Consider the following 13,088-nt stretch of genomic DNA (forward strand, 5'->3'; position numbering starts at 1 on the left):
CCCACGGGGTGTCCGTCTCCGAGCGTAGCGGCTTCGCGGGTTCCCGGTGGCTCTCCACCCAACCCCGGACGCACGGCGAAACCGCACGTCCGTACGGTGTCCCCATGGCGTTCGACGTCGCTCGTATCCGTGGGCTCTTTCCCGCGCTGGGTGACGGCTGGATTCACTTCGACGGCCTCCCCGGAATGCTGGTACCGGAACAGGTCGCTTCGGCCGTTTCCACGGCGATGCGCGCACCGGTGTCCGGGCCGGGCGGAGCGTTTCCGGCCTCACAACGTGCGGAAAGCATCGTGACCGCGGCCCGCCGGGCCGTGGCCGACCTGGTCGGGGCCGACCCGGCTGCCGTCGTGCTCGGGCCGAGCGCGCCGGTGATGCTGCGCCGGCTCGTCGACGCGCTCGCCGAGCGCTGGACCATCGGCGACGAGCTCGTCGTGTCGAGGCTCGACGAGCAGGCCAACCTGGCGCCGTGGCAGCGCGCCGCGAAGCGCGTCGGCGCCGTCGTGCGCTGGGGCGAGATCGACATCGAGACCTGCGAGCTGCCCGCGTGGCAGTACGAGCAGCTCGTGTCGGCGCGCACCAAGGCCGTCGCGGTCACGCTCGCGTCCGGTTCCGTCGGGACCCGGCCGGACGTGCCGACGATCATCGAGTTCGCCAAGCGGGTCGGCGCGCTCGTCGTCGTCGACGCCACCTACGCCGCGCCGTTCCTGCCGCTGGACATCAACGCCCTCGGTGCCGACGTCATGGTCGTGTCCGCGCAGGCCTGGGGCGGTCCCTCGGTGGGCGCCCTGGTCTTCCGCGACCCCGAGCTGATCGAGCGGATCCAGCCGGCGTCGCTCGACCCGATGGCCCGTGGTGCCGCGCGTCTGGAGCTCGGCCCGCACGCCTACCCGCTGCTGGCCGGGCTGATCGCGTCGATCGACTACCTCGCGGGCCTCGACGACGCCGCCAGCGGCTCGCGGCGTGAACGCCTGGTCACCTCGCTCGGCTCCGCGAAGTCGTACCACGCCGGGCTGCTCGCGCAGCTGTCGACGGAACTGCTGTCGCTGCGCCACATCATGGTCATCGGCAACGCCATGCGCCGCATCCCCGCGCTGGCCTTCGCCGTCGCCGGCAAGAAGGCGCCCGAGGTCGCCGAGTACCTGGCGACGCAAGGGCTGTGCGCCTTCGCCGATGACGGCACGAGCGGTGTCTTCGCGTCACTGGGTGTCGGAGAAGTGGGCGGCGCCGTGCGGATCGGGCTCGCCCACTACTCCAACGTCTTCGAGATCAACCAGCTCGTGCGGGTTCTCGACGAACTCCGCTAAGACTTCGCCGCCAGCAGGACCTTGCCGAACACACTGCCCTCTTCCAGGATCCGGTGCGCGGACGCGGCTTCGGCCATCGGCACGACCTGGCCGACGATCGGCTTGACCGAGCCCTGCTCGACCAGCGGCCACAGGCGCTCGCGGACGTCGGCGACGATCGCCGCCTTCTGGGCCGGCGGGCGGAACCGCAGGCCCGCGGCGAACACGCTGGCCCGCTTGCCGAGCAGCGTGCCGACGTTCAGCTCACCCTTGACCCCGCCCTGCATGCCGATGATGACGAGCCGGCCGTCCTGCTGCAGCGCGTCGACGTTGCGGCCCAGGTAGGACGCGCCCATGTTGTCGAGGATGACGTTCGCGCCGCCGGTCTCCTCGCGGAGCACCTTGACGAAGTCGTCTTCCTTGTAGTTGATCGTGACGTCGGCGCCGAGCTGGCGGCAGCTCTCGAGCCGGTCGGCCGAGCCCGCGGTGACGGCGACGGTGGCGCCGAGCGCCTTCCCGACCTGGATGGCGTGCGTGCCGATCCCGCCGGCGCCGCCGTGGACCAGCAGCACCTCGCCTTCGGCGAGCTTCGCGTGCATCACGACGTTCGCCCACACCGTGCAGGCCACCTCGGGCAGCGCGGCCGCGGTGAGCAGGTCGATCTCGGCCGGCACCGGCAGCAGCTGCCCGGCCGGGACAACGGCCTTCTCCGCGTAGCCACCGCCGGAGAGCAGCGCGCAGACTTCGTCGCCGACTTTCCAGCCTGCAGTGTCTTCCAAGCCCTCGCCGAGTTCGGCGATCGTGCCGGAACACTCCAGGCCGAGGGTTTCGCTGGCTCCGGGCGGCGGCGGGTAGTGGCCCTGGCGTTGCAGCAGATCCGCACGGTTCACCGCGCTCGCCGCGACGTCCAGCAGCACTTCGCCGGGGCCGGGACGCGGGTCCGCGACTTCCGCCCACTCGAGAACGTCCGGGTCACCTGGTTCACGGATGGTGATCGCGTACATGTGTCGACTGTATACCGGTGAGTGAATCTCCCGCCGAATGACGCATTGACGAAGTTCTCATTCGGAACAAAGGTGAGCAACCATGTCACTCTTCCGCAAGAGATTCCTCCCGCCGGTGGCTCTGGCCGCCGGCGCGACGCTGGTGCTCGGCCTCACCCCGGCCGCCGCCGCGACGACCGTCCCCGCCCTGGCGAAGCAGCTCGTCAAGAAGGTCGACGTCAACGGTGTCAACCGGCACCTGATCGCCCTCCAGCGCATCGCCGACACCAACGGCGGCACCCGGGCGGCGAGCACCGAGGGCCACAAGAAGTCCGCCGAGTACATCGCGACCAAGCTCGAGGCGGCCGGCTTCCAGGTGACGCGCCAAGAGTTCCCGTTCACCTATTCGCAAACCCTGGCCGAGAAGCTGACCGCGGGCGGCGCGAACGTCCCGGTCATCGCCATGGAGTACACGGTTTCGACGCCGGTCGGCGGCATCACCGCGCCGCTCTCCGTGGTCGCCGTCGACGCCACCAGCGGCTGCGAGGCCACCGACTACACCGCGGACGTCGCGGGCAAGATCGCGCTGATCAAGCGCGGCGGCTGCTCGTTCGCGCAGAAGCAGCAGACCGCCGCGGCCGTGGGGGCGGTCGGCGCGATCGTCTACAACAACGCCGACGGCGCCCTGAACGGGACACTCGGCGGCCCGGAGAACGCGAAGATCCCGACCGGGGGCGTGACGGCGGCCGCGGGGGCGCAGCTGGCCACGCTCGGCGGGCAGAACGTGACGCTCGAGCTGCGCGCCTTCCAGGAAGCGCGGACCAGCTACAACGTCATCGCCGAGACCAAGACCGGGCGCAAGGACAACGTCGTGATGCTCGGGTCGCACCTCGACAGCGTCCCGGCGGGCCCGGGCATCAACGACAACGGCACCGGCTCGGCGACCCTGCTCGAGACCGCGCTGCAGCTGGGGAGCAGCCCGAAGATCAACAACGGCGTCCGCTTCGGCTTCTGGAGCGCGGAGGAGTTCGGCCTGATCGGCTCGACCCACTACGTCGACCAGCTGACCTTCGAGCAGCAGCTCGACATCGCGCTGTACCTGAACTTCGACATGATCGGCTCGCCCAACGCCGGGTACTTCGCCTACGACGGCGACAACTCCGACGGTGTCGGCGCGGGCGCCGGCCCCTACGGCTCGGCGCAGATCGAGAAGACCTTCGTCGACTTCATGCAGGCCGCGCGGGGCGTGTCCCTCGAGGGCACCGACTTCACCGGGCGCTCGGACTACGGCGAGTTCATCGCCGTCGGCATCCCGGCCGGCGGCCTGGACACCGGCGCCGAGGTGCTGAAGACCCCGGCGCAGGCGGCGAAGTGGGGCGGCACGGCCGGCGTCGCGTTCGACCCGTGCTACCACCAGGCCTGTGACAACCTGGGCAACATCGACCGGGTCGCGCTGGACCGCAACGCGGACGGCGTCGCCTGGGCCCTCGGCGTCTACGCGACGAGTACCGAGAGCGTCAACGGCGTCCAGCCCGGCAAGGCCAAGGCGGCCAAGCAGAAGGCCGCCGAGCGCGGTGCGCAGCGGAACTTCTCCGCCCGCGCCGTGGCCGGTGACCCGCACGCGCTGACTGCCTGATGACAGACCGAAGGGGCCGGCCCGCTGCCGGGACGGCCCCTTCGTCATGCGTCTAGCCCAGGTTGTTCGTGCCGAAGGTGTCGCAGCGGGGCGGTTCGCCGGTCTGGAAGCCGGTGGTGAACCACTTCTTGCGCTGCGCGGACGTGCCGTGGGTGAACTTCGAGCGGTCGACCTGGCCGCCGCCGAGCTTCTCCTGGATGTAGTCGTCGCCGATGCGGGACGCGGTGTCCAGCGCGGAGGCGATGTCGTCCTGGGTGACGTCGGTGATCAGCGGCTTGCCGCTCTCGGTCGGCGTCGTCGAGGCGTGGTTGGCCCAGACGCCGGCGTAGCAGTCGGCCTGCAGCTCGAGGCGCACCGAACCGGACGTCGGACCGGTGCCGGTGCCCTTCTTCGACGTGCCGAGGAGGTTCTGCACGTGGTGGCCGTACTCATGGGCGAGCACGTACGCCTCGGTGAAGAGACCGCCCTGCGCGCCGAAGCGGGTCTTCAGCTCGTCGAAGAAGGAGAGGTCGATGTAGACGTCGGAGTCGGCCGGGCAGTAGAACGGGCCGGTGTCGGAGGTGGCGCTGCCGCAGCCGGTGCGCACGCCACCGTTGAAGAACTTGGTCGGCGCCTTCTGGTAGGTCGTGCCGGAGCGCGCGAACTGCTGCGTCCAGTAGTCCTGGACGGAGTTGACGATCGCGACGATGGCGCAGTCGTGGTTCTTGTTGGCGTCCGCGCCGGTCTTGCACTCACTGGCGAGCTTGGAGTTGTCGACCTGCTGACCGGACCCGACGCTGCCGAGCCCGCCGCTCAGGCCGCTCCCGCCCGGCACGCTGACCCCGCCGAGCTGGGAGAGGACGAAGTAGATGATCAGCCCGACGACGCCGAGTCCACCGCCGCCGAGCGCCACGCGGCCGCCGATCCCGCCGCCACCACCGCTTCCGCGCAGGTCCTGGACCTCGGAGGCGTCCAGGCCGGCGTCGTCGTCGAATCTCACCCGGGAATCGTAACGAGCCTGGGTGCGGCCGTCGCGCTGACGGGCGCACCCAGGCTTGTACCGAGGTATGTCTTTGCTGAGCGGCTGGCCGCTTCCGGGGCCGGCGTTCAGGCGCTGTCGTCACGGCTTCCGAGGCCGTGACCGGATCCAGGCCCGACCGACGCCGTATGCGTGAACGCATGGAAACCCGCTCTGATGCTGTTCGCAATCACGACCGAATCGGTAGATTTCCGTGCCGGTCGTGGGGACGCAGCTGGCGGTCAACCGCGAGAATCACCCGTCACACAACCACCTGACCTCTCCTGGCGTGGAGCCGGGCCGGCACGTCGCCGTCGTCGCGCCGTTTACCCTGGCCGACCGTCCGCCACAAGCAGAATGCGCCTTTCCCGGCCGAGTCTCAACCTTTTCGTAACCCCACCTTCGGGCGATGTTGCGACGGTGTTTTCACCGGCACCCGGATCGGACTCGGACCGCGCGGTCCCTTGATCAACGTTCTACGCTGCCTTATGACCGAGGAGCGACCTGTGCGGTGGTTGAACGAAGCCGAGATGGCGGCGTGGCGCTCCTACATCGTGGCGACCCTCCTGCTGCGGCAGCGGCTGCACCGCGAGCTGTCCGACCGCCACGAAGTGTCGCTGACCGATTACGAAGTGCTCGTCTGCTTGGAAAGCTCGCCCGGCCACCGGATGCGGATGTCGGAGCTGGCGGTCTACATGGGATCGACGAAGAGCAAGCTTTCGCACCAGGTCGGCCGGCTGGAGGCGGCGGGCCTGGTCCGCCGGGCCCGCGACTCCGACGACAAGCGCGGGGTGATCACGGAGCTGACCGCCGACGGGCAGACGCTGCTGACGACGGCGGCGCCGACCCACGTGGAAGGCGTGCGCGAGCACCTCATCGATCTGTTGAGCCCCGAGGAGCAGGCGACGATCGCCGCGGCGTTCGAGCGCGTGCTGGACCACCTGTCGGAGGCCGAAAAGCTGAACCCGGGCGCGGCCGCGCCCGGGTTCTCAGAGCGGTAGCGGTGGGATTCGAACCCACGGAGAGGTTGCCCCCTCGCATGTTTTCAAGACATGTTCCTTCGGCCGCTCGGACACGCTACCTCGCTCCACGAGGGTAGCCGACGGTCCCGGGCAACCCGGGGCGTGCCTCCGGCGTGCTCACCACATGAAGACGCGGTGGGATCCGGACGGCCCCGGATGGCAGCCGGACGCCCCGGGCGCGCCGGTGACGCCGTTCTCGATGGCTTGCCTGGCGATCGCGCTGGTGTCCTTCGTCGGCCTGATGTTCCTCGGGGTCACCCTCCGGGACCGGGCCGGCTCGGTGGTGGCTCCGGCGACCGTGGAGCGGGTGCTCGACCTGGACCGGGTCGTCGCGCGGGTGGACGGACCCGCCGGCCGGTCGATGGACGTGCGGACCCCTACGAGCTACGACCGGCACACCAGGATCCGGACCGGTCGCGGTTACCTCCGGGGCAGCCGCATCGAGGTGCGCTACTGGCCCGGCAAGTCCGAGGACGCGACCGACACCGCCGGCGAAGTCCGGCTGCCCGGCAACTGGATCTTCGCGGTCGCGGGCGGCGGGCTGCTGCTCGGGATCGCCGGCCTGCTGGTGCCGACCTGGCCGCTCAAGCCCAGGTCAAAGTGAATGCCGCGCCCTGTCCGCCCAGGTGATCACCCTATCGGGACTGGGAAAACTCCCCGCCGGGATTTACCCTCCTGCTCGGCGAGAGGGGCGGCGATGACCGCGAAGATCGAGGGTTTCCACCACGTCAAGTTCCCCGTGCGCGACCTGGCGCGCAGCCGCGAGTGGTACGAGCGCGCGCTGGGGCTCGAGGTCACTCACGAGTTCCCGGACGACGACGGCGTCGACCACACCGGCGAGCGGGGCTACGCGCGGCCCGTGCGCTGACTCACGGCTGTTGCAGGGCTTTCGCGGCGATCCGTGCCTGCACCTCGGGGCGCCGCAGCGGTGGCACGGTCGCCGGGGGCTGACGGCGTTCGGGCAGCTGCTCCAGCAGCCGGGTGGTGATCTCGGCGATTTCGGCCACCGCGGCCTCGAACGGCTCGCGCGTGGCGTCCGAAAGCGACTGGACGCCGGTCACCTTGCGGACGTACTGGCGGGCCGCGGCCTCGATCTCCTCGCCCGTCGCGGCCGGCTGGAGCCCCCGGAGGGTGGTGATGTTTCGGCACATGCCGCCCAGGGTACGACTCTCCGGACCCATCGATCACACGGTCGGGTAGGCCCGGCCCCACCTCGTTGACGCCCGTACCCGCGCTGGGCAATGTCGGGTAAGTGCCTCTCAGACCGCGTCCCTTCCGCTCCGCCCGCCCCGGACCCGTGATCGCCGAAGAAGAAACGCCGGACACCCCGATCCCGGAACAGGCCTGGCCGCGCGTGCGGGCCGACGAACTGGTCACCCTCGTGGCACACGTCTTCGCCGCCCACGGCCTCCCCGAAGCGCGGGCCCGCATGGCGGCCGAGGCGCTCTGCCACGGCGACCTGACCGGCTCGCCGGAAACCGGCGTCGCCGACCTGACCCGCGTCCACCTGCCGCTGCTGAAGGACGGGCTCGTCGTGCCGCACGCCGAGCCGCTGATGATCGCCGACCGCGGCGCCGCCGCGTTGATCGACTACCGCCGCGGGCCCGGGCTCTGGGCCGTGGGCGACGCGATGGACCGGGCGGTGACCCGGGCCGGCCGCTTCGGCGTCGGGCTCGTGTCGATGCGGGGCGCCGGGCCGTTCGGGCGGGCCGGGCACCACGCCGCGCGCGCCCTGCCGCACGCGATGATCGGGCTGGTGCTCGCCGCGGGCGGCGAACCCGGCCAGCCGCTGAACCCGCTGGGCATGGCCGCCCCGGGCGGCGCGTACCCCGAGTTCGTCTTCGACCTGGACCGGCCGGGCTCGGAAGCCGCCGGGCTGACGCTGCTGGTCGAAGTCCTCGCCGGGGTGCTTTCCGGCGTCGCCGACCACGAACACGACACCGGCCTGCTGGTGCTGGCGATCGCACCGACGACGCTGCGCAGCGCCGACGGCTTCTACCGCGCCGCGAGCGCGCTCTTCGGCAGCATGCTCGGCTGGGACGGCAGCACGCCGATCCGCTACCCCGGCTGCCGCGAGGCCCAGCACCTGGAGCAGTGCCGGGCCCTCGGCGTGCCACTGGCCGGGCCGGTGCGCCGTGAGCTGGACGCGCTCGCCGCGTCGATCGGCCTCCCACCACTGACCAGCGTCGGCTAGTGGACCAGGATGACCTTGCCGCGGTCGGGGCCGACCGCCACGACGTCGCCGTCGGTCAGCTGGCGGCCGCGGCGGGTCTCCACCTCGCCGTTGACCGTGACCTCCTCGGCGTCGATCAGGTCTTTGGCGTGGGAGCCGTCCTCGGCGAGGCCGGCCAGCTTGAGGAACTGGCCGAGCCGGATCGGCTCGCCGGTGATGGGTACGTCGACGGGGTCGCTCATACCCGCATCATGCCGCCTCAGGTGCGGGCGGTCGTCTGCCGGTAGAGCGCCAGGACGTCCTTGTCGAAGTAGCTCGAGTAAGACGTGTCGGGGTCGTCGCCGCCGTACTCGAACCCGCCGATGACGCCGATCACCGTGCCGAGCCGGGTCCGCGGGTTCTGCCCGGTGACCCACGGCCCGCCGCTGGTGCCGGTCGGGAAGCCCGCGCAGTTCACTTTCAGCTGGAAAGTGTCCTGCTGGCTGGTGGTGTTCTGGCAGACGGCGGCGATCTCGGAGTCGTCCGGGTAGCCGGTGAGCGTGATGGCCTGTTCGAACGCGGTGCCGGTGGCGAGGACGTTCGCGCCGACGAGGCTCTCCAGCGTCTTGGTCGTGCCGACCTGGTGCGCGGTCGCGAAGCCGACGTCGAGATCCGGGTCCGACGACGCGCTCCAGCCGGGCGCGACGAGCTCGTCGGACACCGCCCAGTAGCCGAACGGCGCGATGCCGTCGTGGAAAGCGGGCGCGAACGTGACGTTGGTCAGGTAGCCGCCGCCCTCGCCTTCGTGGAGGCAGTGGGCCGCCGTCAGCAGCACGTTGCCCTGCTCGCTGTGCACGACGCTGGCCGTGCAGTAGTGCGACCCCTCCTGGAACAGCGCGCCGACCGCGGGACTCGACACCGCGGGCAGGGCGGGGGAGGTCGCCGGTGCCGCTTCGATCGTGCCGACGTCCGGTGACGCGCCGGCGAACGGCTGACCGCGGGCGATCACCACGAGAGCCGCGCCGAGCAGGGCGACCGCAGCCAGGATGAACAGGACGGCTGGCCGCCGCACAGTGCATCGCCTCCCTCGTCCGTCCGGTCCGGTACCTGTCGACCCCACCACTTTAGGACGACGCACCGACACAATCAGCACACCCACAGCAAGCTCACAGGCGCTAGTATCCGTAACTCGCGAGTAACACCTGACGGGCGGGAGTGCCGATGAAGCAGTTCACGGACAAGGTCGTGGTGGTCACCGGGGCGGGTTCGGGCATCGGCCGCGCCCTGGCGTGCGAGTTCGCCCGGCGCGGCGCGCGGGTCGCGCTTTCCGACGTCGACACCGCGAACGCGGAGGAGACGGCGAAGCTGGCCGGCGGCGACGCCCGCGCGTACACACTGGACGTTTCCGACCGCAGTGCCGTGCTCGCGCACGCCGAAGACGTCGCCGACGAGTTCGGCGGTGTCAACGTCATCGTGAACAACGCCGGGGTGGCGCTCGGCGCGACCGTCGAGGAAATGACGTTCGAGGACTACGACTGGCTGATGGGCGTCAACCTCGGTGGGGTCGTGAACGGGACGAAAGCGTTCCTGCCGCACCTGATCGCTTCCGGCGAAGGGCACGTCGTCAACATTTCCAGCGTGTTCGGCTTCGTCGGCGTGCCGACGCAGAGCGCGTACAACGCGGCCAAGTTCGCGGTGCGCGGGTTCACCGAAGCGCTGCGCGAGGAAATGCTGCTCGCGCGCCGCCCGGTCGCGGTGAGCTGCGTGCACCCCGGCGGGATCAAGACCAACATCGTGCGCAACTCCCGCGGCGGCGCCGACGACCAGGAGAAGGCCGCGCAGGGTTTCGAGCGGATCGCCCGCACGACACCGGAGAAGGCGGCGCAGACGATCCTGCGCGGGATCGAGCGCAAGTCGGCGCGGATCCTCATCGGACCGGACGCCTACGTGATCGACGCCATCCCGCGCGTCCTCGGCTCGGCCTACCAGCGGCCGCTGGCGGCGCTCGCGCGGCTCGGGCTCAAGTAGTCCGAAAACTGAATCCTTTTTCCGGCTGTCTTGTCACTCAATGGAGTTGCGTTTCTGACAGGACCGTCCGAAATGGTCCAGAATGCGGGGGGTCCGCGAGCCCCGTACCGGAGGTCCCCGATGCTTCGCACCGCACAACGCAGTGCGACCCGTCCGTCCAGCGACCGCACCGCGGGGGAGTTGCTGGATCGCACCGGCATCGTCGCGGCGAGCCTGCCCCGGCGCCGCCGCACCGACGACGAGGTCACCGCGGCTGAGCCGATCTTCACCCGGCCGCCGGTGTGCGACCGGGACCTGCGCCCGAAGTCGGTGGTGATCCGGCGCCGGGCCCGCGGCTGGCTCGGCGGTGGTGCCGCGGTGCTGCTCGTCGCGGCCGGCTGGCTGGGTGGCGGGCTGTTCACCGGCGGCCTCTTCACGCCCGCGACATCCGATGACGTGGCGCAGGTGGATCCGCGCCCGGCCGTGGCCACGGCAGCCGTCCCGGAGCCGGCGGCCCCGCAGGCGCCGGTCGTCGTCACGCCGCCGCCGAAGACCGTGTACGTGCCGGCGCCCGCGAAGCAGGCGCCGAAACAGGTGCAGGCACAAGCGAAACCGCAGCCGAAGAAGACGACGCCGGCGGAGGACGAGGCCCGGGTCGACCTGCCGGCGTCGTCGGCCAAGCCGCCGCCTGCCACCGACCCCGTCCAGGTGTGGTTCGACGTCGCCCAGAGCATGGTGCGGCGCTACGGCGGACGCTGAGTCAGGCGCCGGTCCAGCGGTATTCGTGCTCGGGGCGGCCGGTGGCGCCGTAGCGCAGGCGCATCTGGACCGTCCCGGACTCCGCGAGCGCGGTGAGGTACCGCTGCGCCGTCGCCCGCGCCATGCCGAGTTCCCCGGCGACCTCCGCGGCCGACAGCGGTCGGCCCGCCTTGCGCAGCTGCTCCGAAACCAGCCGCGACGTCGCCGTCGACTGGCCCTTCGGCGCGGACGTGCGGTCCTGGTCGTGCAGCACGCGGTAGGCGCGGTCGACGTCGTCCTGGGCCAGGGCCCGCTCTTCGGCGAGCAGGGCGCGGAAGCGCGCGTAGGACGTCAGCCGTTCAGCGAGCTGGCGCGTGGTGAACGGCTTGATCAGGTAGTTCAGCGCGCCGGCCCGGATCGCCGCGGCCACCGACGCGCTGTCGGTCGCCGCGGACAGCACGATCGTGTCGGTCTGCAGTTCCGGGAGCACGGCGAGACCGGACTCGTCGGGCAGGTAGACGTCGAGCAGGATCAGGTCCGGCGAGAGCTCCCGGACGCGGGCGCGCGCCTCGGCGGCGGTGTGCGCGGTGCCGACCACCGCGAAGCCTTCGACCTCCTCGACGAACCCGGCGTGCACGCCGGCGACCCGGAAGTCGTCGTCGACGATCAGCGTGCGGATCATCCGTCCTCCGTCAGCATTCCGGGCAGTTTGGCGACGAACAGGGCCCCCGTCTCGTCTTCGGCGGGGTCGGCCAGCCAGACGTCGCCGCCGTGGGCGCGGGCGGCCTGCCGGGCGAGCGCGAGGCCGAGGCCGTGGCCGGGTGCGATCTTCGTCGAGACGCCTTCGTCGAACAACGTCCGCCGCAGGTCCGCGGGCACACCCGGCCCACTGTCCACAACGGACACGTGCAGGGTGGTGCCGTCGGCGAACAGGCCGATCTCGACGGCCGCCGGCCGCCGCGGACCCATCCGCGCGGCGTGCAGGGCGTTGTCGACGAGGTTGCCGATCACGGTGTTGGCGGCGATCGGGTCGGTCACCGTCGCCGGCACCCAGCTGTCCTCGGCGAGCTTCAGGCTGAGGCCTTTTTCCTGCGCCTGCTCGGTTTTCGCGACGAGCAGCGCCTGCAGGTACGGGTCGGCGACCGCGTCGCCCAGCTCGCTCGGCCGCGCCGACGACGAGTCCGTCAGCGTCTGCAGGTACTCGACGGCCTCGCCGTGGTGGCCGAGCTGGAGCAGCCCGTAGAGCGTGTGCAGGCGGTTGGCGAACTCGTGCCGCTGGGCGCGCAGGCCGTCGGACAGCGCACGGATGCCGTCGAGCTCGCGGGTGAGCGTGTCGAGGTCGGTGCGGTCGCGGAAGGTGAGCACGGTGCCGATCGGGCGGTCGTCGAGCCGCACAGCACGGGAATTGATCACCAGCACGCGGTTCCCGGCCACCGCGAGGAGGTTGTCGACCGGACGTCCTTCGGCGACGGCCTTGTGCAGCCGCGGGCTGAGCTCGAGCTCGGCCATCGACGCGCCGATCGGCAGTTCGGTACCGAGCAGGCGTTCGGCTTCGTCGTTGCGCACCGACACGCGGTTCGCCTCGTCGACGGCGAGCACGCCTTCGCCGATCCCGTGCAGCACGGCTTCCCGTTCGTAGAGCAGCTCGGTCAGTTCGTGCGGTTCGAGGCCGTGGGTGACGCGCCGCAGCCGCCGGTTCAGCAGCGCCGACGCGCCCGCACCGAGCAGCAACGCGCCGCCGGCGAACAACAGCGTGATCGTCAGCAGCCGGTTGAAGTCGCCGGTCGGGTCGCCGACCTCGAAGCCGACGCTGACCTCGCCGACCACGCGCGGGCCCTGCCAGATCGGCGTCTTGCTGCGCACGGACAGGCCGAGTGTCCCGCTCTGCACCGCGCTGACCTCGTCGCCGCCGGCGAGGGCCACGTCCGGAGGGGTGCTCACCCGCTGGCCGATCAGGCTCTCCGTCGGGTGGGCCAGCCGGATGCCCTTGTCGTCGGTGATCACGACGAACAAGGCCTCGTTGACCTTCGTGACGGCGAGGACGCGTTCTTCGAGGGGCCCGCCGGGGAGCTTCGCGGCGGCGTTCGCGACGACGACCGGATCCGCGGCGACGGACTTCGCGATGGCCAGCGCGCGGCGGCCGTACTGGTCGGTGAGCGTGTGGCTCAGCAGCACGCTGACCAGCGCGACGCCGATCCCGACGACGAGGAGCACCACGCCGATCTGCAGCAGCAGCACCTGCCTGCTGAACCGCATGCGCGGGAAGAGCG

The 13,088-nt window shown here is 71.1% G+C and carries 15 protein-coding genes and 1 tRNA gene; 8 read left to right on the top strand and 8 right to left on the bottom strand.

The window, feature by feature from the left end; translation table 11 throughout:
• The first annotated feature begins 104 nt into the window (after positions 1 to 104).
• Complete coding sequence (locus A3CE_RS0124795) at positions 105 to 1,304, top strand: cysteine desulfurase-like protein (RefSeq protein WP_020642816.1); 1,200 nt, start codon at positions 105 to 107, stop codon at positions 1,302 to 1,304.
• Here the strand turns inward: A3CE_RS0124795 and A3CE_RS0124800 are convergent.
• On the bottom strand, positions 1,301 to 2,287 hold the full coding sequence (locus tag A3CE_RS0124800; protein ID WP_020642817.1) for an NAD(P)H-quinone oxidoreductase: 987 nt from the start codon (positions 2,285 to 2,287) through the stop codon (positions 1,301 to 1,303). The genes A3CE_RS0124795 and A3CE_RS0124800 overlap by 4 nt on opposite strands.
• Positions 2,288 to 2,369: 82 nt before the next feature.
• Here A3CE_RS0124800 and A3CE_RS0124805 point away from each other — a divergent pair, with 82 nt between their 5' ends.
• Positions 2,370 to 3,902, top strand: a complete 1,533-nt coding sequence (locus A3CE_RS0124805) for a M28 family metallopeptidase (protein ID WP_020642818.1) — start codon at positions 2,370 to 2,372, stop codon at positions 3,900 to 3,902.
• A 52-nt stretch (positions 3,903 to 3,954) separates the two neighbouring features.
• On the opposite strand, the gene ypfJ is transcribed toward A3CE_RS0124805, so the two are convergent.
• On the bottom strand, positions 3,955 to 4,881 hold the full coding sequence (ypfJ, locus tag A3CE_RS0124810) for a KPN_02809 family neutral zinc metallopeptidase (protein WP_020642819.1): 927 nt from the start codon (positions 4,879 to 4,881) through the stop codon (positions 3,955 to 3,957).
• A gap of 506 nt (positions 4,882 to 5,387) precedes the next feature.
• Between ypfJ and A3CE_RS0124815 the strand changes: the two genes are divergently transcribed.
• Positions 5,388 to 5,900, top strand: coding sequence for a MarR family winged helix-turn-helix transcriptional regulator (locus A3CE_RS0124815; RefSeq protein WP_043792561.1), 513 nt, complete (start codon positions 5,388 to 5,390; stop codon positions 5,898 to 5,900).
• Here A3CE_RS0124815 and A3CE_RS0124820 read toward each other — a convergent pair.
• A tRNA-Ser gene (locus A3CE_RS0124820) sits at positions 5,895 to 5,981 on the bottom strand. The genes A3CE_RS0124815 and A3CE_RS0124820 overlap by 6 nt on opposite strands.
• Positions 5,982 to 6,045: 64 nt before the next feature.
• Here A3CE_RS0124820 and A3CE_RS0124825 point away from each other — a divergent pair.
• Positions 6,046 to 6,525, top strand: a complete 480-nt coding sequence (locus tag A3CE_RS0124825) for a hypothetical protein (protein ID WP_020642820.1) — start codon at positions 6,046 to 6,048, stop codon at positions 6,523 to 6,525.
• Positions 6,526 to 6,618: 93 nt separating this feature from the next.
• Positions 6,619 to 6,789 (top strand): VOC family protein, encoded by a 171-nt coding sequence (locus A3CE_RS55355; protein ID WP_020642821.1) that lies wholly within the window; start codon positions 6,619 to 6,621, stop codon positions 6,787 to 6,789.
• Between the two features lies 1 nt (position 6,790).
• Here A3CE_RS55355 and A3CE_RS0124835 read toward each other — a convergent pair whose 3' ends face one another.
• Positions 6,791 to 7,072 (bottom strand): DUF2277 domain-containing protein, encoded by a 282-nt coding sequence (locus A3CE_RS0124835; RefSeq protein ID WP_020642822.1) that lies wholly within the window; start codon positions 7,070 to 7,072, stop codon positions 6,791 to 6,793.
• 146 nt (positions 7,073 to 7,218) lie between these two features.
• Between A3CE_RS0124835 and A3CE_RS0124840 the strand changes: the two genes are divergently transcribed.
• Positions 7,219 to 8,115, top strand: coding sequence for an Ldh family oxidoreductase (locus A3CE_RS0124840; RefSeq protein WP_020642823.1), 897 nt, complete (start codon positions 7,219 to 7,221; stop codon positions 8,113 to 8,115).
• On the opposite strand, the gene A3CE_RS0124845 is transcribed toward A3CE_RS0124840, so the two are convergent.
• Together A3CE_RS0124845 and A3CE_RS0124850 are read right to left on the bottom strand one after the other, a co-directional pair.
• A complete protein-coding gene (locus A3CE_RS0124845) occupies positions 8,112 to 8,336 on the bottom strand; it encodes an RNA-binding S4 domain-containing protein (RefSeq protein WP_020642824.1) in 225 nt (74 codons plus the stop codon). The two genes, A3CE_RS0124840 and A3CE_RS0124845, sit on opposite strands and share 4 nt — an antisense overlap.
• 17 nt (positions 8,337 to 8,353) lie before the next feature.
• On the bottom strand, positions 8,354 to 9,145 hold the full coding sequence (locus A3CE_RS0124850) for a trypsin-like serine peptidase (protein ID WP_020642825.1): 792 nt from the start codon (positions 9,143 to 9,145) through the stop codon (positions 8,354 to 8,356).
• Positions 9,146 to 9,294: 149 nt separating this feature from the next.
• Here A3CE_RS0124850 and A3CE_RS0124855 point away from each other — a divergent pair, with 149 nt between their 5' ends.
• Positions 9,295 to 10,101, top strand: coding sequence for an SDR family NAD(P)-dependent oxidoreductase (locus A3CE_RS0124855; RefSeq protein ID WP_020642826.1), 807 nt, complete (start codon positions 9,295 to 9,297; stop codon positions 10,099 to 10,101).
• 120 nt (positions 10,102 to 10,221) lie between these two features.
• A complete protein-coding gene (locus A3CE_RS0124860; protein ID WP_020642827.1) occupies positions 10,222 to 10,839 on the top strand; it encodes a hypothetical protein in 618 nt (205 codons plus the stop codon).
• Position 10,840: 1 nt separating this feature from the next.
• Here A3CE_RS0124860 and A3CE_RS0124865 read toward each other — a convergent pair whose 3' ends face one another.
• Positions 10,841 to 11,500 carry a response regulator gene (locus A3CE_RS0124865; RefSeq protein ID WP_020642828.1) on the bottom strand — a complete coding sequence of 220 codons (660 nt, stop codon included), beginning with the start codon at positions 11,498 to 11,500 and terminating at the stop codon, positions 10,841 to 10,843.
• A complete protein-coding gene (locus A3CE_RS0124870) occupies positions 11,497 to 13,074 on the bottom strand; it encodes a sensor histidine kinase (RefSeq protein ID WP_020642829.1) in 1,578 nt (525 codons plus the stop codon). The genes A3CE_RS0124865 and A3CE_RS0124870 overlap by 4 nt, the downstream gene beginning before the upstream one ends.
• Between the last annotated feature and the right edge of the window lie 14 nt (positions 13,075 to 13,088).

It is taken from the genome of Amycolatopsis balhimycina FH 1894 (assembly GCF_000384295.1).
In the GTDB taxonomy this organism is placed as follows: Bacteria; Actinomycetota; Actinomycetes; order Mycobacteriales; family Pseudonocardiaceae; genus Amycolatopsis; species Amycolatopsis balhimycina.